Origin of the sequence: Kitasatospora sp. NPDC059803 (genome assembly GCF_042732255.1) — a bacterium.
GTDB lineage: Bacteria > Actinomycetota > Actinomycetes > Streptomycetales > Streptomycetaceae > Kitasatospora.
This window is the reverse complement of sequence record NZ_JBHWIJ010000188.1, coordinates 1-16,971: the sequence shown is the minus strand read 5'-3', so window position 1 is coordinate 16,971 and position 16,971 is coordinate 1. Positions and strand designations below refer to the sequence as shown.

Sequence of the window (16,971 nt, the reverse complement as noted above, 5' to 3'; positions counted from 1 at the left end):
CGGCGCCGACCTCGACCTGTCGGGCGGCCCCACCCCCTCCCCCACCGCCGGCCCCCCGCCCGGACTGGCCCCCGTCTTGGGGCCGTCGCCTGATCCACTCGTGGCCCAACGGCCGGGCGGCACACAGGCGTTGGGCCATCAGGTCACTGCTCGGCCAGCGCGTCCCGGGCCTCCTCCGTCCGGGCCCGGGCCACCACGAAGTCCTCGTCGAGCTCGACGACCAGCACGTCCGGCCCGGTGAACCAGCGGCAGCCACGGCCGAGCCGGGGCAGCTCCGCCAGCCCCTCCGGCACCTCCGCCCCGGACTCGGCGAACACGCTCAACTCGTCGTCCTGCAACAGCTTCTCCACCATCACCATCGCCGCCGCGGCCGTCGAGAAGCGCTCCTCCCAGGGCTCCCAGCGCTCCGCCGACTTGTCCGCGAGGTCGAGCCGGCCCACCGTCGGCGGATCGTCCTGGTCGAGGTCGGCCAGCAGGACGCCCCAGTGCACGCACGCCTGGTTCTCCTCCTGGTAGACCAAAGCGCCCTCCAGGACGAACAGTTCCTCCGGCGCCAGCAGTCGGTTGTGGTTGCCGGTGAGGTCCTCCCGGCGGCCGAACAGCCGGTACGCCTCGCGCAGCGCGGCCGGCAGCCGCAGGCCCAGGCGCCCTTCGGCGGCGTCGAGTTCGGCGTCGGTGAAGCCGTCGTCGGGCCGCAGCGGCTCGCCCCAGTAGGCGGCGAAGCCCTCGACCAGCGCCCGGGCGCCCGCGCGGCCCCGCAGGGATTCGGCCATCGCGGCCCGGATGTCGAATTCGGTGTCGTCCATCCGGGAACCGTACGACGCCCCACCGACAGTCCGGCCCCACCGACAGTCCGGCCCCACCGACAGCCCGGGGCCACCGGAGGGCGTACCGGAACGGGCGGGGGCGCGCCGCACACCTCGCCCGCCCGCGACGGGCCGGGGACGCGCCCCAACGCCCGTCCGCCCACGACCGGCCGAATCTGACGCGAACGCGTAATCCCACCGACACCCGTTGCTCACCGTGGGGTTTCCAACCCGTCGTGTGGGCAGGACACGGTTTCGGCCGGAACCGACGCAACGAAAGGCGGGACGCGCAAACCCATGCCGACCGCACCGCACACCAAGCCCCACCCGGGCCGCCGAAGCCGCTGGGGTGAGCACGGCCTCGCCTGGACTTTCCTGCTGCCCTCCCTGGTGGTCTTCGTCCTCTTCATCGGCTACCCGCTGGGACGGACCGTCTACCTGAGCGGACACGCCAACGATCTGTTCGGCGCACCCTCGCGCTATGTCGGGCTGAAGCACTACACCGAGCTGCTGACCTCGGCGGACTTCCGGCGCACGCTCGTCACCACCGCCCTGTTCACGCTGCTCACCGTGGTGCCCGGCGTGCTGGGCGCGCTGGTGCTGGTGCTGCTCCTGGAGAACCGGATCCGGGGCGTGCGGCTGCTGCGCTCCGCGTTCGCGCTGCCCTTCGCCTTCTCGGTGGCCAGCGCGTCCGTGGTCTTCGCGGTGTTCTTCAACCCCGCCAGCGGGGTGCTCAACGGCCTGCTCTCGCACGTCGGGCTGGGCCCGATCGGCTGGCTGACCGACTCCCGGTACGCGCTGGTCTCGGTGGCCGTCACCACGGTGTGGATGAGCCTCGGCTACAACGTCCTGGTGCTGTCCGCCGGCATCGGCTCGATCCCCGGCGAGATCCTGGAGGCCGCGCGGATCGACGGCGCCTCGGGGCTGCGGCTGGCCCGTTCGATCACCGTGCCGATGCTCGGCCCGAACCTGTTCTTCCTGACCGTGGTCTCCACCGTCCACTCGCTGCAGAGTTTCGGCCAGATCCACATCCTCACCAAGGGCGGCCCCGACGGCGCCACCCGGACCCTCGTCTACTCCGTCTACGAGAAGGCCTTCGCCTACGGCTCCAGCGACTTCGGCACCGCGAGTGCCCAGGCCGTGGTGCTGCTCGTGGTCGTCCTCGCCTGCACGGCCGTCCAGTTCGGCGTCCTGGAGCGGAAGGTGCACTACGCATGACCGTGACCGCCACCGAGGTCGGGCCCGGGGCCCAGGACGGGGCCGCCGCGCCGCGCCCGCGCCCCCGCGCCCTGGCCGGCCGCTCGCCGCGCGACCTGCTCGGCCGCGCCGCCGTCTACCTGCTGCTCGCCGTCGCCGTCGTCACCGTGGCCTTCCCGGTGTACTACGCGATCGCCGGCGCCTTCATGAGCCCGTCCGAACTCTCCTCCTACCCGCCGGCGCTGGTGCCCCACTCGGTGACCGGGCGGAACTTCTCCGGCGCCGTCGACACCGTCCCGCTGGCGAGGCAGTACGCCAACTCGGCGATCGTGGCGACCGTCATCACGCTCGCCCAGCTGTTCACCTCGGTCCTCGCCGCGTACGCCTTCGTGTTCCTGCCGCTCAAGGCGCGGGCCGTGGTGTTCGGGGTGTTCCTGGCGACGCTGATGGTCCCGTGGGAGGCCATCATCATCCCCAACTACCTGACGCTGTCCGGCTGGGGGCTCGGGAACACCTACTTCGGCCTGGTGCTGCCCTTCCTCGCCTCCGGCTTCGGCACCTTCATGCTGCGGCAGGCCTTCCGGCAGCTGCCCGGCGAACTGCGCGACGCCGCGCGGATCGACGGCGCGGGCCACTGGCGGTTCCTGTGGCGGATCGTCGTCCCGCTCAACAAGCCGGCCCTGGCGGCGCTGTCGATCTACGTCTTCCTGTCCGCCTGGAACCAGTACTTCTGGCCGCTCATCATCACCCGCACGGCGAACATGCAGACCCTGCAGATCGGCCTCACCTCGCTGCGCGACTCCGAGATGTCCGACCCGGGCCTGATCCTGGCCGGCGTCGTGCTCTCCCTGCTGCCCACGCTCGCCCTGGTGGTCTTCGGCCAGCGCTTCATCGTCCGCGGTCTCACCGCGGGCGCCGTCCGCTGACCCGCTGCGCCGCCTCCTCCCGCTCCTTCGAGCACGTCCCTCCCGACAGAGAGAGAACCCTCCCGTGAAGAAGAGTGCCCGCGCGCTCGCGGCCCTGCTGGTGGCCGGCCTGTCCCTGACCGCCTGTAGCTCCGGCGACTCCACCTCCGGCTCCGGCGGCTCCTCCGACGCCGCCCCCGGCGCCCAGGCGCTCGACCAGGCCTCGGGCGTCACCGGCGTCGAGTTCTGGCACTCGATGACGGGGAAGAACGCCGAGGTCCTCACCGGGCTGGTCAGCCAGTTCAACGCCGCCCACCAGGGCAAGATCGAGGTCAAGGCGCAGTTCCAGGGCAAGTACGACGACCTGGTCGCCAAGTACAAGGCCGCGGTGCAGCAGAAGGGCACCCCCGCCCTGGTGCAGGTCTACGACATCGGCACCCGGTTCATGATCGACTCCAAGCAGACCGTCCCGGCCCAGGCCTTCGCCGACAAGGACGGCTTCGCCCTCGACGACCTCGACCCGAACATCCGCAACTACTACTCCGTCGGCGGCAAGCTCGTCTCGATGCCGTTCAACTCCTCCATGCCGCTGCTCTACCTCAACGCCGACGCCTTCAAGGAGGCCGGCCTCGACCCGGCGCAGCCGCCCAAGGACCTCGCCGAACTCGGCGAGCTGGCGAAGAAGCTGACGAAGAAGGACGCCGACGGCAAGACCGTCCGCTACGGCTTCGGCGCCGCCATCTACGGCTGGTTCGTCGAGCAGCTGCTCGCCGAGTCCGGCACCATGTACTGCGACCAGGACAACGGCCGCAGCAACAAGGCCGGCAAGGCCGTCTTCGACTCCACCCAGGGCGCGCAGATCGTCCAGTGGTGGGCCGACCTCGTCAAGGGCGGCTACGCGGCCAACACCGGCCGCAACACCGACGACGCCCAGGCCGCGTTCAAGGCCGGCACCGTCGCCATGCACCTGGAGTCCACCGGCGTGCTGCGCGGCTACACCGAGGCCGCCAAGTTCGCCGTCGGCACCGCGGCCTTCCCCAAGGTCGCCGCAGCCGACCAGGGCGGCCCGGTCATCGGCGGCGCCTCGCTGTGGATCAGCGGCCCTGGCCACTCCGACGCCGAGAAGCGCGCCGCCTGGGAGTTCGAGAAGTTCGTCACCGCCCCCGAGCAGCAGGCCGCCTGGCACACCGGCACCGGCTACTTCCCGGTCAACCGCAAGTCCCTGGACGACCCCAAGGACAAGGAGTGGGTCGCCAAGTACCCGCAGTTCCAGACGGCCATCGAGCAGCTCAAGGCCACCAAGCCCTCCCCGGCCACCGCCGGCTGCCTGCTCGGCGTGATGCCGCAGGCCCGCAAGGGCGTCGAGACCGCCATCGAGCAGACCATCGCCGGTTCCAAGACCGCCCAGCAGGCCCTGGCCGACGCGGCCAAGGAACTCCAGCCCGCCATCGACAGCTACAACAGCTCCGTGAGCTGACCACCTCCCTGCCCCACGGCCACCGGCCCGACTCACGGCCACCGGCCCGCCCTACGACGGCCCGCCCGGCGCAGCACGCGCCCGGCGGGCCGCCGCCGTCCGGGACCATCGCCCGGGAGCGCCGCTCGGGGCTCAGCCGTCGGCGTCAAGGTGCTAGGGCCCTAAGGCGTCACGCCGAGAGGGCTTCGCCGTCCTCCGGGAGCGCGCACACGGCCGCCAGCTCGTCCAGCGACAGATCCAGTGCGAACGCCAGCGCGGCGATGGTGAAGAACGACGGCGTCGGCGCCCGTCCGGTCTCGATCTTGCGCAGCGTCTCCGCCGAGACGCCGGCCACCGCCGCCACCTCGACCATGCTGCGTGCGCCGCGTGCCTCGCGCAGCAGCGCCCCGAAGCGCTCCCCGCGCTCGCGCTCCCACGGGGTCAGTGGAGTCCTCACCATGCCTTCGATACTAGGGCCTCCCTGCCGGGGTCATGCCGTGTGCCCCGCCCCGGTGCTCCCGTCCGGCCGTGCGGCCGCCCCACCTTCGACCGTGATACAAATACCGGTATAAGAATTGGATCGAGGGGAGACGACCCACCATGGTCGAAATCAAGTCGGACGCCGCCCTGGACGCGATGCGCGAAGCCGGGCGAGTGGTGGCGGACGCGCTGGCCGCCGTGCAGGACGCGGCGGCCGTGGGCGTCAGCCTGCTGGAGCTGGACGAGGTGGCGCACGGCGTGCTGCGGGCGGCCGGGGCCACCTCGCCGTTCCTCGGCTACCGGCCGTCCTTCGCCCCCGTGCCGTTCCCGGCCGTCATCTGCGCCTCGGTGAACGACGCCGTCGTGCACGGCATCCCGGGCGGCTACCGGCTGCGCGACGGCGACCTGGTGAGCATCGACTGCGGCGCCCTCCTGGACGGCTGGGCCGGGGACTCCGCCGTCAGCTTCACCGTCGGCGCCGCCCGGCCCGAGGACGCGGCACTGATCGACACCACCCGGCGCGCCCTGGAGGCCGGGATCGCCGCCGCCGTGGTCGGCAACCGGATCGGCGACATCGCGCACGCCATCGGCAAGGTCGCCCGCGCCGGGCGCTACGGCCTGCTCGAAGGCTTCGGCGGGCACGGCATCGGGCGGAGCATGCACGAGGACCCGCACGTGCCCAACGAGGGCCGCCCGGGCCGGGGTTACCCGCTGCGCCCCGGCCTGGTGCTGGCGCTGGAGCCGATGCTGACGGCGGGCGGCCGGGGCGACTACCACGCCGACCCGGACGGCTGGACGCTGCGCACCACGGACGGCAGCCGCGCCGCGCACATCGAGCACACCGTCGCCATCACCGAGGACGGCCCGCGCGTCCTGACCCTCCGGTAGCCGGGGCACTGCGGGCGGGTGCGCATCCGGGCGGGAGCAACAGGCCGTAGGCGAACGGTCCTTGTCCGAACCCGGGCGCCCGTCCGACCGGCTGGAATGAGCCGAATCTGTGGCGGATTTGTGACAAAGCTTCGCCAACACCCTGCCCTGGCGCGGTATTCGCGGCCGTAGTGTTCCAGTTATGTCACCGAAGAGCCGCATACCTGCCCCGGACGCGGGCGACACCTGGGTGCCGCGCCCGCGGCGCCGTGAGACCCCGATCGGATTCCTGGGTCACACGGTCACGTTCCTCGGCTGCTGCACTCTCGGCGGTGTCCTGCTGGCCGGCCTCATCCTTCCCGCGGCGGGCGCCGTCGGGCTCGGGGCCAAGAGCAGCGCCGAAGGCTTCGAGAGCATCCCCGACGACTTCAAGGCGCCGGCGCTGACGCAGGCCACACAGGTCTTCGACGCCAAGGGCGGCCTGATCGCCAAGGTCTACGAGCGGGACCGCACGGTGATACCCGCCGAACAGATGTCACCGCTGATGCGCCAGGCGCAGGTGGACATCGAGGACGCCCGCTTCTACGAGCACGGCGCCGTCGACCTCAAGGGCATCCTGCGGGCGATCACCAAGAACGCGGAGAGCGGCGCCGCCGTCCAGGGCGCGTCGACGCTGACCCAGCAGTACGTGAAGAACGTCAACGTGGAGAAGGCCGGCGACGACCCGGTGGCCGTCCTGGAGGCGCAGCGCAAGACGCTCGGCCGCAAGATCCAGGAACTCCGGTACGCCATCAAGCTGGAGGAGGACCTGACGAAGGATCAGATCCTCACCAACTACCTGAACATCACCTTCTACGGCCATCAGGCGTACGGCATACAGGCGGCCGCCCAGCGCTACTTCAGCAAGGACGCGAAGGACCTCGCCCTCCCCGAGGCGGCCATGCTCGCCGGGCTGGTGCAGAACCCGTCCCAGTACGACCCGAAGCTGCACCCGGTGGCCGCGCAGAAGCGCCGGGACACCGTCATCGACAAGATGGTCGAGAACAAGCACATCACCGCGGACCAGGCCAAGGAGGCGAAGGCCGCCCCGCTGGGCCTGAAGTACCGGGATCCGCAGAACGGTTGCATCACCGCCCAGGCCGGCATGGGCTTCTTCTGCGACTACGTGCGCCACGTGGTCAAGCAGGACCCGGTGTTCGGCAAGAGCGCCGCCGAGCGCAAGAAGCTGTGGGACACCGGCGGCCTCAACATCTACACCACGCTGGACCCGGAGAAGCAGGCCGCCGCCCAGAACGCCGTCTCCGAGCAGGTGTACGTGACCGACCCGGTCTCGGCGGCGATGACGATGGTCGAGCCCGGCACCGGCAAGATCCTGGCGATGGCGCAGACCCGCCCCTACGGTCTGGCGAAGGAGAAGAACCAGACCGTCGTCAACTACAACGTGGACGCGGCGATGGGCGGCGGCATCGGCTTCCAGCCCGGCTCCAACTTCAAGCCGATCGTGGCCGCCGCCGCCCTGGAGGCCGGCCTGCCGCCCACCCAGCGGTACGACTCGCCCAACCGCATGGACTGGCCGACGATGAGGACCTGCGACGGCACCTGGAAGAACCTGAGCAAGGGCAAGAAGGAGGGCAGCATCCCGAACGAGAGCGCGCGCGAGGTCGGCCCGTACGAGCTCAAGGAGGCGATGGCCCTCTCGGTGAACACCTACTTCGTGCAGATGGAGCAGGAGATCGGCCTCTGTGCGGTCAAGCAGATGGCCAACAAGCTGGGCGTCACCGGCAAGGCCAGCGGTGACCCGTTGCAGGAGCTGCCCGCCCTCGGCCTCGGCACCCAGGAGGTGAGCCCGTTGACGATGGCGAACGTGTACGCGAGCTTCGCCGCCCGCGGCACCTACTGCGCGCCGCTGGCGATCAACAAGATCTCCACGGTGGACGGCAAGGACGTTCCGGTGAGCCCGGCCAAGTGCACCGAGGCGATGTCCACGGACACCGCCGACGTGATCAACAGCGTGCTGCTCGGCGTGACCGAGAAGGGCACCGCCAAGGACCTCAGGCTGGACGACCGCCGGCAGATCGCGGCCAAGACCGGGACGACTGACGAGAAGAAGTCGGCCTGGTTCACCGGCTACACCGGCAACCTGGCCGGCTCGGTCTGGCTGGGCAGCCCGGGCACCAAGGTGCCGATGAAGAACATCCGGATCGGCGGCCACTACCAGCAGGAGGTCTTCGGCGCGACCGGCCCGGGCCCGATCTGGGAGCAGGCGATGAGTGATGCCGTCCGGAACATGCCGGAGAAGGAGTTCCCGACGGTCTACATCCCGGACCCGCCCAAGCGCGACCCGAACTGCGCCACCCCCAGCGGCTCGCCGACCGGCTCCTGCGGGAGCGGCTCGGGCAAGCAGCGCCCGAGCAGCCCCGGCAACGCGAGCACTCCGGGCAACGCGAGTACCCCGGGCAGCGCGAGTACCCCGGGCAGCACGGGCAACCCGGTCGGCCCGCTCAACCCGAACAGTCCGGTCGGCCGCTCCGCGCCGTCCACGCAGTCCGGGCAGTCCGGGCAGTCCACCCCGCTGGCCCCCGCCGCGCCGGCCGACCCCGGCGACAACCAGGACCAGTGAACCGCCCGGCCCCGCCTGAGTACCCGTACTCAGGCGGGGCCGCGGCCCGGCGGCGGACGATGGGTGCCATGCCGCACAGCATCCTCGGCGTCCCCGCCGTGTTCTGGCCCTCGATCGGCTACCTGGCCGGGTACCTGGTGATCGGGTTCGCCGCCGCCCGCGAACTGCGCGCGGGCACCAGCGCGGCCAATGCGGTCCGGCAGTGGACCGCCGTCGTCTGGACGATGCCCGGCTTCCTGCCGGCGATGGTCGTCAACCCGTTCCCGGACGGCAGTGCGGCCCGCTTCCTGTCCGCCACCGCCGTGGGCGCGGCGGGCAACGCGGCGCTGCTCGCCCTGCTCGCCCACGCGGTGGGGCTGCCGTAGCGCGGACGCTACCGCGCCTCGACCGGCTCGCCGGTGTCCTGGTCCAGGTTGAAGACCCGCCGGTAGGAGTCGGTGACCACGGTGATCTGGTCCCGGCCGGTCCAACTCGCCTCCACCAGCCGGGCGTCGTCCGGCGCCCGGCCGATCTGGGCCAGTGACCAGCGCCGCCCGGACCAGCCCGCGCCGACCTCCAGCAGCACCTGCCAGTCGTCGTTGTCCTTCGGCGCGGTGGCGTAGGAGCGGTGCACCACGACCAGGGCCAGCTCCGGCCGGGCCGGGGCGGTCTCCCGGCTGCGCGTCTCGGCCGCCGAGACCTTGTGCGCGGCCAGCACGCCGAGCAGGAACACCACTCCGGCCGTCACCGTGACCGCCCGGGTGGCCGTCCGTACGGCGGTGCGCCGGTCGCCCAGCCAGGCGGCGGCGATCAGCGCGGCCAGCGCCGCGCCGAGCAGCAGCTCGGGCCGGTTGAGCAGGTCGGCGACCAGCATCAGCCCGCCCGAGCGGCTCTCCCACTGCCCCTCGGTGTAGAGCAGCACGGCGGCCGCCCCGCCCGCCAGCAGCAGCCGGACCAGGGTGCGCCTGGCCTTCGGCATCCGGTTCCTCATCGTCCCCCCGTCCGATGCGTCACAGCTCTGCGAGCAGCTTGCGGCCCTCCGGCCAGTCGCCCAGCCCGGAGCCCGAGTTGAGGTGCCCGTACGCGCCCGGCTCGACGTACCGGGCGCCCCACGCGTCGGCGAACAGCCGGGCCCGCTCGGGGCTGACCCACGGGTCGTCGGTGCTGGCGACGACCACGGCCGGGAACGGGAACGGCGCCAGGGCCACCGGGCGGAAGCCGGTCAGCTCCGGGACTTCGGCGGTGTCGATGTCCGCGGGGGCGACCAGCAGCGCGCCGCGCACCGCGGCGGTCCGCCCGGCGGGCGCGGCGGACACCCAGCGGGCCACCGTGACGCAGCCGAGGCTGTGGGCGACCAGCACCACCGGCCCGTCGGCGGCGGCCCCGGCCACCGCCGCGTCCACCCGGGCGATCCAGTCGCTCTGGTCGGGGTGGTCCCAGTCCGCCTGCTGGACCCGGCGGAAGGCGTCCGGTTCGGCGGCCTCCCAGCGGGTCTGCCAGTGCTCGGGGCCCGAGTCCTGGTAGCCGGGCAGGACGAGGTAGGTGGTGCGGTCCGGCATGGGCTCCTCCGGTGTGCGGTCGTGGCGGGCAGCAGGAGTCTAGGACGCGGGCAGCCGCGGCCCGCAGCCGGGCGGTGACCGGGCGCGCACGGCCCTCGGCGGGCGCGTACGCCCGGTGACGCGCCGCAGTACGCCCGGTGCGCCCTGTTGCCAACGGCGCGGCCGGTGCGGGAGGTTGGTCCGGGCCCGCGGCCGGTGGCCACCGGCCGGGGTCCACGCCGTGTCGGACGCTCGACCATGTGGAGGGATGTCGGCGATGACATCGAAGATCCTGCTCGTCACCGGGGACGCCGCCGAGTCGCTGGAGGTGTTCTACCCGTACCAGCGGCTGCGCGAGGAGGGCTACCAGGTCGACATCGCCGCTCCGACCAGGAAGCGACTCCAGTTCGTCGTCCACGACTTCGTCGACGGCTACGACACCTACACCGAGAAGCCCGGCTACACCTGGCCCGCCGACCTCGCCTTCGCCGACGTCGACCCGGCCGACTACGTCGCGCTGGTCATCCCCGGCGGCCGCGCCCCCGAGTACCTGCGCAACGACCCGGACGTGCAGCGGATCGTCCAGCACTTCTTCGCCGGCGACAAGCCGGTCGCACAGATCTGCCACGGCCCGCTGATCACCGCCGCCGCCGGGGTGCTGTCCGGCCGCCGCAGCTCCGCCTACCCGGCGCTGGCACCGGACGTGAAGGCGGCGGGCGCCGAATTCGTCGACGGCGAGGCGGTGGTGGACGGCGTGGTCGTCTCGGCCCGCGCGTGGCCCGACCACCCGGCGTGGCTGCGCGCGTTCATCGAGATCCTGCGCACCAAGGCACCGGCCTCCTGACCCGCCCCGGCCCGGGGGGCCCCCCCGCCCCGGCGGGGGCGGGGGGCGCGGGGCCCCCGCCGGGGGCCCGCCCGCCCCCCCGCCGCGGGGCGGGGGGCCGGGCGCGGCTTCCGGACCCGCCCCGGCCCGCCGCCCCCCCGCCCCGTCGGGGGGGCGCGGCTCCGGGACCCCGTCAGGGTCACGCCCCTCCCCAGGTAGCAGACGCGCTGCCCCGGAGGCTGACGACCGCCCCGCAGTCGCCCTGCCATGGTGTCAAAGACCATGGCAGCGGCGGAGGTTGACCGCCCTGCTGGCCGGACCAGGGAGGACGTCATGACCACCGACCCAGCCGCCACCACCCGGCGCCGCCGACGCGGGCCGGCCCTGCGCGCCGCCGTCGCGGCCCTCGCGGGCGCGGGCCTGATCGCCGCACTCGCCCCGGCCGCCGCCGCCCAGGACGCGGCCCGCCCGGCGAGTGCCACCGAGCGCAGCACCGACTGGACGGCCCTCGACACGGCCCTCGCCGACCTGACCGCGAAGAACGTCGCCACCTCCTCCCTCGCCGGCGTACGGGAGAACGGCCGGCTCGTCCACCGCGCAGCCGGCGGCGTCGCCCGGCTCGGCGCCGACACCCCCGCCGACCCCGTGGGCCGCTTCCGGATCGGCAGCACCACCAAGACCTTCGTGGCCACCGTGCTGCTCCAACTCGTCGGCGAGGGACGGCTGGGACTGGACGACCGCCTGGAGAGCCTGCTGCCCGGCGCGGTGCCGAACAGCGCGGACATCACCGTCCGCGAACTCCTCAACCACACCAGCGGCGTCGCCGACTACACCCAGGACCCGGCCTTCAACTCCTACGACCAGAACTGGCTCGACTCCGGCCGCTACACGTCCTACAGCCCGCAGGACCAGGTGGACCTCGCCGACAAGTACCCGCCCGCCTTCCGCCCCGGCCAGGACTGGCAGTACTCCAACACCAACTACGCCCTGGTCGCGCTGATCATCGAACACCTCACCGGCCACAGCTGGAACGAGGAGGTGGAACGCCGGATCATCCGCCCGCTCGGCCTGACGGGCACCTCGATGCCGCTCTACTCCCCGGTCATCCCCGGCCCGCACGCCCACGCCTACCTCAAGCTCGACAGCGGCCCGGCCGACGTCACCGCGCTCAACCCCTCCATGGCCGGCCCCTCCGGCGCGGGCATCTCCACCACCGCGGACCTGACGACGTTCATCCGCGCCCTGCTCGGCGGCCGGCTGCTGCGCCCCGCCGAACTCGCCGAGATGCAGAAGACCACCGCCCCCGGCGGGGGCCAGGCCTACGGGCTCGGCCTCCAGCGGGTGGACACCCCGTGCGGCGCGTTCTGGGGCCACGCCGGCGGGATCCCCGGCTACAGCACGATGATGCTCGGCTCGCTCGACGGGACGCGCCAGTTCGCCAACAGCACGACCTTCTACGACACGCCGGATCCGGCCGCGGCCCTCGCCGCCTGGCAGCGGGTGGTGAACGCCGGCGTGTGCGGCGGGCAGGGGTAGGGCGGGTGCCGCGGGTCGGACCGCCCCCTACGCTGTCCGGCGACAGGAACGGCCGACCGTCACCAGGAGGACGAGACATGGCAGAGCCGCTGATCGCCGCAGTCGGGGGCAAGGCGCCCACCGTCGACCCGAGCGCCTTCCTCGCACCGAACGCCGTCGTGGTCGGGGACGTGACGATCGGCCCCGGCGCGGGCGTCTGGTACGGGGCGGTGCTGCGCGGCGACGCCGAGTCCATCACCGTGGGCCAGGACAGCAACATCCAGGACAACTGCACCCTGCACGCCGACCCCGGCTTCCCGCTGGTGGTCGGCGAGCGGATCTCGGTCGGGCACAACGCGGTGCTGCACGGCTGCGCGGTCGAGGACGACGCCCTGGTCGGGATGAACGCCACCGTGCTCAACGGCGCCCGGATCGGCGCCGGTTCGCTGGTCGCGGCGGGCGCGGTGGTGCCGCAGGGGATGCGGGTGCCGCCCGGCTCGCTGGTCGCCGGAGTCCCGGCCAAGGTCCGCCGCGAGCTGACCGAGGACGAGAAGGCCGGCATCAAGGCCAACGGCGAGGGCTACCTGCTGCTGGCCGCCGCCCACCGCGAGCTCGAACCCCTGGCGCAGCCGCAGGCCTGAACCCCAGATCCAGGCCTAATTCTGGACGCCGACCGGAGCCGCCGTGGCCGGAGCCGCCGCGGCCCGCTCGGGTGCGGCGGGCACGGACCGGCGCCGGTCGGCCGCCCAGGCGAGCACCGCGATCAGCGCGCCCGAAGCGGCCAGGACGGCGCCCACCAGGGTCGGCGCCGTCCAGCCGAACCCGGCGTCCAGGGCCAGCCCGCCGAAGTAGGCGCCCTGCGCGTTGGCCAGGTTGAACGCGCCCTGCACCGTCGCCGAGGCCAGCGTCGGCGCGCTGCGCGCCTTCTGCAGGACCAGCGTCTGCACCGCCGGCACGATCGCGAAGCCGAACAGCCCGATCAGCACCACCGTGACGGCGGCCGACCAGCGGGCGTGCGCGGTCACCGCGAACAGCGCCAGGGTGGCGGCCAGCAGCACGAAGGCGGCGCAGACCGTCGGGCGCAGCGCCCGGTCGGCCGCGAACCCGCCGATCACGTTGCCGATCGTCATCCCCACGCCGAACAGCGCCAGCACCAGCGTCACCGAGCCGGTGGCGTACCCGGAGACCTCGGTGAGCAGCGGCGCGATGTAGCTGTAGCAGGCGAAGAAGCCGCCGCAGCCGAACACCACGGTGGCCAGCGCCAGCCACAGCTGCCCGTCCCGGAAGGCCCGCAGCTCGTGCCGCAGCCCGGCCTGGCCGGGGGAGGGCAGCGACGGCACCAGCCGGGCGATGGCGAGCGTCCCGGCGGCGGCGATCAGGACGACCACCAGCATGGTCGCCCGCCAGCCCAGGTGCTGGCCCAGCAGCGTGGCGGCCGGCACGCCGACGATGTTGGCGATGGTCAGGCCGGAGAACATCACGGCCACCGCCCGGGCCCGGCGGTGGGGGGCCACCAGTTCGGCCGCGGCCACCGCGCCGGCCCCGAAGAACGCGCCGTGCGGCAGTCCGGTGATCAGCCGGGCGGCGGCCAGCGTCCAGAAGTCCGGTGCGAGCGCGCACAGCAGGTTGCCGGTGGCGAACAGCCCGGCGAGCGCCACCAGCACCGCCTTGCGCGGCCGGCCGGAGGCCAGCGCGGTGAGCAGCGGGGCGCCGATGACCACGCCCAGCGCGTACGCGGATATCAGCCAGCCGGCCTGCGGGATGGAGACGTGCAGATCGTCGGCGACCTGGGGGAGCAGGCCCATGGCGGCGAATTCGGTGGTGCCGATGGCGAACGCGGTGACGGCCAGCGCGAGCAGCGCGAGAGGCAAGGGGGTGACTCCGGGGTGACGCCCGCGGACGGGGAGGCGCGGCGGGACGGGGGGATTCGTTCGTCCGGCATCCTAATCCGGCCGGATGACGCCGCCGTGAGGTGCGTGTGACGGGAGGGGGTCGCCAGTACGGCGTCCACGCGCGAGACTGGGTGCATGTGCCGCAACATCAAGACGTTGCGCCCGCCGGTGACGCTCGACGCCGACGAGGACGACTTCCGCGCCGCCGCGCTGCAGTACGTCCGCAAGGTGTCCGGGTTCCGCGCCCCGGCGGCGCACAACCGCGAGGCCTTCGACCGGGCCGTGGACGCGGTCGCCGAGGCCACCGCCCGGCTGCTCACCGAGCTGGAGGTCCGCGGCGTGCCCGCCCGGGCCGCCGAGGCCACCGCGTAGGCCGACCGCCGTTCGGCGGGCCCGCCGACCGCGGCCGCGCATCGGGACCAGGAGATCGGGACAATCGGGACAGGAGATGGAGATGACCCCCGCGAACCGTTACGTGCTCACCTTCCCCGGCACCCCCGGCACCCAGGCCCCGCAGGACGTCGTCGTGGTCGTCCGCACCAGCGCGACGGGCCCGGGCGGACACCCGGTGTACGAGGACGCCAGCGGCATCGTCCGTGCCGAGATCAGCAATGCCGGCGAGGTCCGGATGCTCGCCAGCGGCGGCCACCAGTCCCCGCACCTGCCGGTCCACGCCGAGCCGCTGCCCTGACCGTTGCCCTGGTTGCTGTCCCGGCCGTCCGGCATCCGCGGACGATTTCCGCGAACCACCCGGGTGCCGTCCGCCCCTGGGGCAGAATCGGCGGCATGACCACAGCGCGCTGGCAGGGCACCGTCGTCGCCGAGAGCGACGAGACCGTCGTCGTCGAGGGCAACCACTACTTTCCGGTCGAATCCGTCCGGACCGAATTCCTGCGTCCGTCCGACACCACCACCGTCTGCGGCTGGAAGGGCACCGCCGGTTACTACACGCTGGACGTGGACGGGCGGACCAACCCCGACGCGGCCTGGTACTACGCCGACCCGAAGCCGGAGGCCGAGGAGATCCGCGGCCGGGTGGCGTTCTGGCGCGGGGTCGAGATCACCGGGTAGGGCGTACCCCGGGGGCGGAGGGGGTACCGGACATCCATGGCAGTCTTCCGTAAACCCGGACGTTCCAGGCCTGTCCCCGAGCCCGCCCCGACCCCCGTGCCCGCCCCCGTGCCCGACGCCGGCCTGGCCGGCGAGCTCGCCGAACTGGTCGAGCAGGCCGAGCAGCCCGAGGGCGAGTGGCAGATCGCCGAGTACCGGGCCGGCCGTGGCCGCGGCCGGGCCCTGGTGGCGAACGTGGCCCACCTGCTCGGCCGGGGTGGCCGGGTCGCCGCCAAGGGTGCCGCGTTCGGCGGCCGGGCCCTCACCGAGCAGCTGGTGCAGGCCGCGCCGCGGATCCCCGTGCGCGACCTCGCCACGCTGCGCGCCCAGCACCCCGGCGCGGCCGACCCCGAGGCGCTGGCCGACCTGCTGGTCACCGGCGCGGCCCGGGCCTCCGGCGCGCTCGGCGCCGGCGTGGGCGCGGCGGCGATGCTGCCGGTGCCGCCCGCGATGCCGGTGGAGATCGCGGCCGAGACGCTCGCCGTCGCGGCCGTGGAGATCAAGTTGATCGCCGAACTGCACGAGGTCTACGGCGCCCGGGCGCCGGGCAGTGTCACCCAGCGGGCCGGGGCCTACCTGAGCGCCTGGGCCAACCGCCGGGGGATCGACGCGAAGCTGCTGTCCCGGCCGGCCGGGTTCGCCGCCCTGGCGCTCGGGGCGGAGGTGCGCCAGCAGCTCAGCCGCCGGCTCACCCGCAGCTCGCTGCGCCGCCTGCCGTCGCTCACCCCGCTGCTGGTCGGCGCCGGCATCGGCGCCACCGTCAACCGGCGCGACACCCGCCGGCTGGCCGGCGAGGTCCGCGCGGACCTGCGTGCGCGTCCCCCGGTCGACCGCGCCTACTGGGCCGCCGCGGCGCCGGCGGTGCGGGGCGAGGTCGTCCCGGGGGACTGAGGTCTCTGGTTGGGTCCTGTCCGGCGGGGGGCTCCTGGCTAGAGCCTGTCCGGCGGGGCCGGGGCGGCCGCGCCCCGGCCGGCCTTGACGCCGTTCACCATCGCCTGGTGTATCGCCCGCGCGGTGGTCTCGTCGGCCGCCGGGACGGGGCTGCCGGTCACCGTGTACCAGTCCAGCGCGCCGGAGTACTGGACGGTGAGCCGGGCCTCGCCGTCCACCCAGGTGGTGTGCACGGTGAGGTCGCCGGAGATGGGGCCGATCTCGGTGGTGGCGACCCCGCCGGGGCCGCTGATGATCGACTGGGTGGTCCAGGTCGCCCACGACGTGCGCGGGTCGACGGGCGGTCGGGCCTGCCTGCCGTTTTGATCGTGTTCGGTCATGCGCTTATCCTCCCCCGCCGGTGAGCCGCTGTCCGGGCAGCGACACCTGCGGTCGCGAAGACGGCCCGGTCCCACCGGGCGGTCGGGTGCTCACAGCTGTTCAGCGGTCCGGACCGGACTCCTCCAGGGTGGGCTCGCCCTCCGCCTGGGAGGTGTCCTGCGCGTGCAGGTTCTGCATCGAGGTGATGCCCTCTTCGGGATCCGCGGCGCGGACGTCCTCGTCACGGTCCGTGCTCATCTCGGCCCGTTCGCTCATGTCGGTCATGGCGGGCTCCGTCTCCTCGGCCGGTCCGGGCGCGCTCCGAGCCGGGGTGCGGCAGGGCCGGGTCTGTCTCTCACCCCCCAGCCTGCCCCCGCCCCGGCCCCGGGGCCAGCCGAACGGCCTAGGGGCTCTCTTTCGGATCACGCCGGGCGCGCGGCGTCGGAGCACGCACCTCGCCGCGTTGTCGTCGGTCGCCGATACTCCGCATGGACTCCCTCCTCCGCCTTGCGATGCACGCACTCCGACGCCT

20 protein-coding genes are annotated in these 16,971 nt (G+C 73.4%); 13 read left to right on the top strand and 7 right to left on the bottom strand.

The window, feature by feature from the left end; translation table 11 throughout:
• Positions 1–143: 143 nt before the first annotated feature.
• Positions 144–806, bottom strand: coding sequence for an SMI1/KNR4 family protein (locus ACFV6I_RS26130; RefSeq protein ID WP_380427964.1), 663 nt, complete (start codon positions 804–806; stop codon positions 144–146).
• A 297-nt stretch (positions 807–1,103) separates the two neighbouring features.
• Between ACFV6I_RS26130 and ACFV6I_RS26125 the strand changes: the two genes are divergently transcribed.
• From ACFV6I_RS26125 to ACFV6I_RS26115, 3 genes are all read left to right on the top strand, one after another.
• Positions 1,104–2,024: a carbohydrate ABC transporter permease gene (locus ACFV6I_RS26125; protein ID WP_380427962.1), complete on the top strand. Its 921-nt coding sequence runs from the start codon at positions 1,104–1,106 to the stop codon at positions 2,022–2,024.
• Positions 2,021–2,929: a carbohydrate ABC transporter permease gene (locus tag ACFV6I_RS26120; protein ID WP_380427960.1), complete on the top strand. Its 909-nt coding sequence runs from the start codon at positions 2,021–2,023 to the stop codon at positions 2,927–2,929. The genes ACFV6I_RS26125 and ACFV6I_RS26120 overlap by 4 nt, the downstream gene beginning before the upstream one ends.
• 64 nt (positions 2,930–2,993) lie before the next feature.
• The gene (locus ACFV6I_RS26115) at positions 2,994–4,385 is read left to right on the top strand and encodes an ABC transporter substrate-binding protein (RefSeq protein ID WP_380427958.1); all 1,392 of its coding nucleotides are present in this window, start codon (positions 2,994–2,996) and stop codon (positions 4,383–4,385) included.
• A 169-nt stretch (positions 4,386–4,554) separates the two neighbouring features.
• Here ACFV6I_RS26115 and ACFV6I_RS26110 read toward each other — a convergent pair whose 3' ends face one another.
• Positions 4,555–4,824 carry a helix-turn-helix domain-containing protein gene (locus ACFV6I_RS26110; protein ID WP_063346085.1) on the bottom strand — a complete coding sequence of 90 codons (270 nt, stop codon included), beginning with the start codon at positions 4,822–4,824 and terminating at the stop codon, positions 4,555–4,557.
• A 140-nt stretch (positions 4,825–4,964) separates the two neighbouring features.
• Here ACFV6I_RS26110 and map point away from each other — a divergent pair, with 140 nt between their 5' ends.
• The 3 genes from map (at position 4,965) to ACFV6I_RS26095 (ending at position 8,696) form a co-directional block, all read left to right on the top strand.
• Positions 4,965–5,732 (top strand): type I methionyl aminopeptidase, encoded by a 768-nt coding sequence (gene map, locus ACFV6I_RS26105; protein ID WP_380427956.1) that lies wholly within the window; start codon positions 4,965–4,967, stop codon positions 5,730–5,732.
• 181 nt (positions 5,733–5,913) lie between these two features.
• Entirely contained in the window at positions 5,914–8,331 is a 2,418-nt protein-coding gene (locus ACFV6I_RS26100; protein WP_380427954.1) for a transglycosylase domain-containing protein, read from the top strand.
• A 68-nt stretch (positions 8,332–8,399) separates the two neighbouring features.
• Positions 8,400–8,696, top strand: a complete 297-nt coding sequence (locus tag ACFV6I_RS26095) for a hypothetical protein (protein WP_063346082.1) — start codon at positions 8,400–8,402, stop codon at positions 8,694–8,696.
• A gap of 8 nt (positions 8,697–8,704) precedes the next feature.
• Here the strand turns inward: ACFV6I_RS26095 and ACFV6I_RS26090 are convergent, their stop codons facing one another.
• Both ACFV6I_RS26090 and ACFV6I_RS26085 read right to left on the bottom strand, forming a co-directional pair.
• A complete protein-coding gene (locus ACFV6I_RS26090; protein ID WP_380344529.1) occupies positions 8,705–9,289 on the bottom strand; it encodes a hypothetical protein in 585 nt (194 codons plus the stop codon).
• 31 nt (positions 9,290–9,320) lie between these two features.
• On the bottom strand, positions 9,321–9,869 hold the full coding sequence (locus ACFV6I_RS26085; protein ID WP_380427952.1) for an RBBP9/YdeN family alpha/beta hydrolase: 549 nt from the start codon (positions 9,867–9,869) through the stop codon (positions 9,321–9,323).
• A 256-nt stretch (positions 9,870–10,125) separates the two neighbouring features.
• On the opposite strand from ACFV6I_RS26085, the gene ACFV6I_RS26080 reads away from it, so the two are divergent.
• From ACFV6I_RS26080 to ACFV6I_RS26070, 3 genes are all read left to right on the top strand, one after another.
• Positions 10,126–10,692: a DJ-1/PfpI family protein gene (locus ACFV6I_RS26080; protein WP_063346079.1), complete on the top strand. Its 567-nt coding sequence runs from the start codon at positions 10,126–10,128 to the stop codon at positions 10,690–10,692.
• A gap of 312 nt (positions 10,693–11,004) precedes the next feature.
• Complete coding sequence (locus ACFV6I_RS26075; protein WP_380427950.1) at positions 11,005–12,207, top strand: serine hydrolase domain-containing protein; 1,203 nt, start codon at positions 11,005–11,007, stop codon at positions 12,205–12,207.
• Between the two features lie 77 nt (positions 12,208–12,284).
• Positions 12,285–12,827 (top strand): gamma carbonic anhydrase family protein, encoded by a 543-nt coding sequence (locus ACFV6I_RS26070; RefSeq protein WP_380427948.1) that lies wholly within the window; start codon positions 12,285–12,287, stop codon positions 12,825–12,827.
• Between the two features lie 15 nt (positions 12,828–12,842).
• Here the strand turns inward: ACFV6I_RS26070 and ACFV6I_RS26065 are convergent, their stop codons facing one another.
• The gene (locus tag ACFV6I_RS26065) at positions 12,843–14,057 is read right to left on the bottom strand and encodes an MFS transporter (protein ID WP_380344541.1); all 1,215 of its coding nucleotides are present in this window, start codon (positions 14,055–14,057) and stop codon (positions 12,843–12,845) included.
• Positions 14,058–14,213: 156 nt separating this feature from the next.
• Between ACFV6I_RS26065 and ACFV6I_RS26060 the strand changes: the two genes are divergently transcribed.
• The 4 genes from ACFV6I_RS26060 (at position 14,214) to ACFV6I_RS26045 (ending at position 16,079) form a co-directional block, all read left to right on the top strand.
• Positions 14,214–14,450 (top strand): DUF2277 domain-containing protein, encoded by a 237-nt coding sequence (locus ACFV6I_RS26060; protein ID WP_380344544.1) that lies wholly within the window; start codon positions 14,214–14,216, stop codon positions 14,448–14,450.
• 82 nt (positions 14,451–14,532) lie between these two features.
• Positions 14,533–14,769, top strand: a complete 237-nt coding sequence (locus tag ACFV6I_RS26055) for a DUF6296 family protein (protein WP_063350858.1) — start codon at positions 14,533–14,535, stop codon at positions 14,767–14,769.
• 95 nt (positions 14,770–14,864) lie between these two features.
• Positions 14,865–15,149: a DUF427 domain-containing protein gene (locus ACFV6I_RS26050; protein WP_363372965.1), complete on the top strand. Its 285-nt coding sequence runs from the start codon at positions 14,865–14,867 to the stop codon at positions 15,147–15,149.
• Positions 15,150–15,245: 96 nt separating this feature from the next.
• The gene (locus ACFV6I_RS26045) at positions 15,246–16,079 is read left to right on the top strand and encodes a hypothetical protein (protein ID WP_063346073.1); all 834 of its coding nucleotides are present in this window, start codon (positions 15,246–15,248) and stop codon (positions 16,077–16,079) included.
• Between the two features lie 38 nt (positions 16,080–16,117).
• On the opposite strand, the gene ACFV6I_RS26040 is transcribed toward ACFV6I_RS26045, so the two are convergent.
• A complete protein-coding gene (locus ACFV6I_RS26040) occupies positions 16,118–16,459 on the bottom strand; it encodes a hypothetical protein (protein ID WP_063346072.1) in 342 nt (113 codons plus the stop codon).
• A gap of 100 nt (positions 16,460–16,559) precedes the next feature.
• On the bottom strand, positions 16,560–16,724 hold the full coding sequence (locus tag ACFV6I_RS26035; RefSeq protein WP_159398310.1) for a hypothetical protein: 165 nt from the start codon (positions 16,722–16,724) through the stop codon (positions 16,560–16,562).
• Positions 16,725–16,971 lie beyond the last annotated feature (247 nt).

What these genes read in the sequence shown, in the direction of transcription:
- ACFV6I_RS26055 (WP_063350858.1), top strand. Translation starts at nt 14,533, where the DNA reads ATGACCCCCGCGAACCGTTACGTGCTCACCTTCCCCGGCACCCCCGGC.
- ACFV6I_RS26070 (WP_380427948.1), top strand. Translation starts at nt 12,285, where the DNA reads ATGGCAGAGCCGCTGATCGCCGCAGTCGGGGGCAAGGCGCCCACCGTC.
- ACFV6I_RS26085 (WP_380427952.1), bottom strand. Translation starts at nt 9,869, where the DNA reads ATGCCGGACCGCACCACCTACCTCGTCCTGCCCGGCTACCAGGACTCG.
- ACFV6I_RS26090 (WP_380344529.1), bottom strand. Translation starts at nt 9,289, where the DNA reads ATGCCGAAGGCCAGGCGCACCCTGGTCCGGCTGCTGCTGGCGGGCGGG.
- ACFV6I_RS26040 (WP_063346072.1), bottom strand. Translation starts at nt 16,459, where the DNA reads ATGACCGAACACGATCAAAACGGCAGGCAGGCCCGACCGCCCGTCGAC.
- ACFV6I_RS26060 (WP_380344544.1), top strand. Translation starts at nt 14,214, where the DNA reads ATGTGCCGCAACATCAAGACGTTGCGCCCGCCGGTGACGCTCGACGCC.
- map (WP_380427956.1), top strand. Translation starts at nt 4,965, where the DNA reads ATGGTCGAAATCAAGTCGGACGCCGCCCTGGACGCGATGCGCGAAGCC.
- ACFV6I_RS26120 (WP_380427960.1), top strand. Translation starts at nt 2,021, where the DNA reads ATGACCGTGACCGCCACCGAGGTCGGGCCCGGGGCCCAGGACGGGGCC.
- ACFV6I_RS26050 (WP_363372965.1), top strand. Translation starts at nt 14,865, where the DNA reads ATGACCACAGCGCGCTGGCAGGGCACCGTCGTCGCCGAGAGCGACGAG.
- ACFV6I_RS26130 (WP_380427964.1), bottom strand. Translation starts at nt 806, where the DNA reads ATGGACGACACCGAATTCGACATCCGGGCCGCGATGGCCGAATCCCTG.
- ACFV6I_RS26095 (WP_063346082.1), top strand. Translation starts at nt 8,400, where the DNA reads ATGCCGCACAGCATCCTCGGCGTCCCCGCCGTGTTCTGGCCCTCGATC.
- ACFV6I_RS26035 (WP_159398310.1), bottom strand. Translation starts at nt 16,724, where the DNA reads ATGACCGACATGAGCGAACGGGCCGAGATGAGCACGGACCGTGACGAG.
- ACFV6I_RS26080 (WP_063346079.1), top strand. Translation starts at nt 10,126, where the DNA reads ATGACATCGAAGATCCTGCTCGTCACCGGGGACGCCGCCGAGTCGCTG.
- ACFV6I_RS26100 (WP_380427954.1), top strand. Translation starts at nt 5,914, where the DNA reads ATGTCACCGAAGAGCCGCATACCTGCCCCGGACGCGGGCGACACCTGG.
- ACFV6I_RS26110 (WP_063346085.1), bottom strand. Translation starts at nt 4,824, where the DNA reads ATGGTGAGGACTCCACTGACCCCGTGGGAGCGCGAGCGCGGGGAGCGC.
- ACFV6I_RS26125 (WP_380427962.1), top strand. Translation starts at nt 1,104, where the DNA reads ATGCCGACCGCACCGCACACCAAGCCCCACCCGGGCCGCCGAAGCCGC.
- ACFV6I_RS26075 (WP_380427950.1), top strand. Translation starts at nt 11,005, where the DNA reads ATGACCACCGACCCAGCCGCCACCACCCGGCGCCGCCGACGCGGGCCG.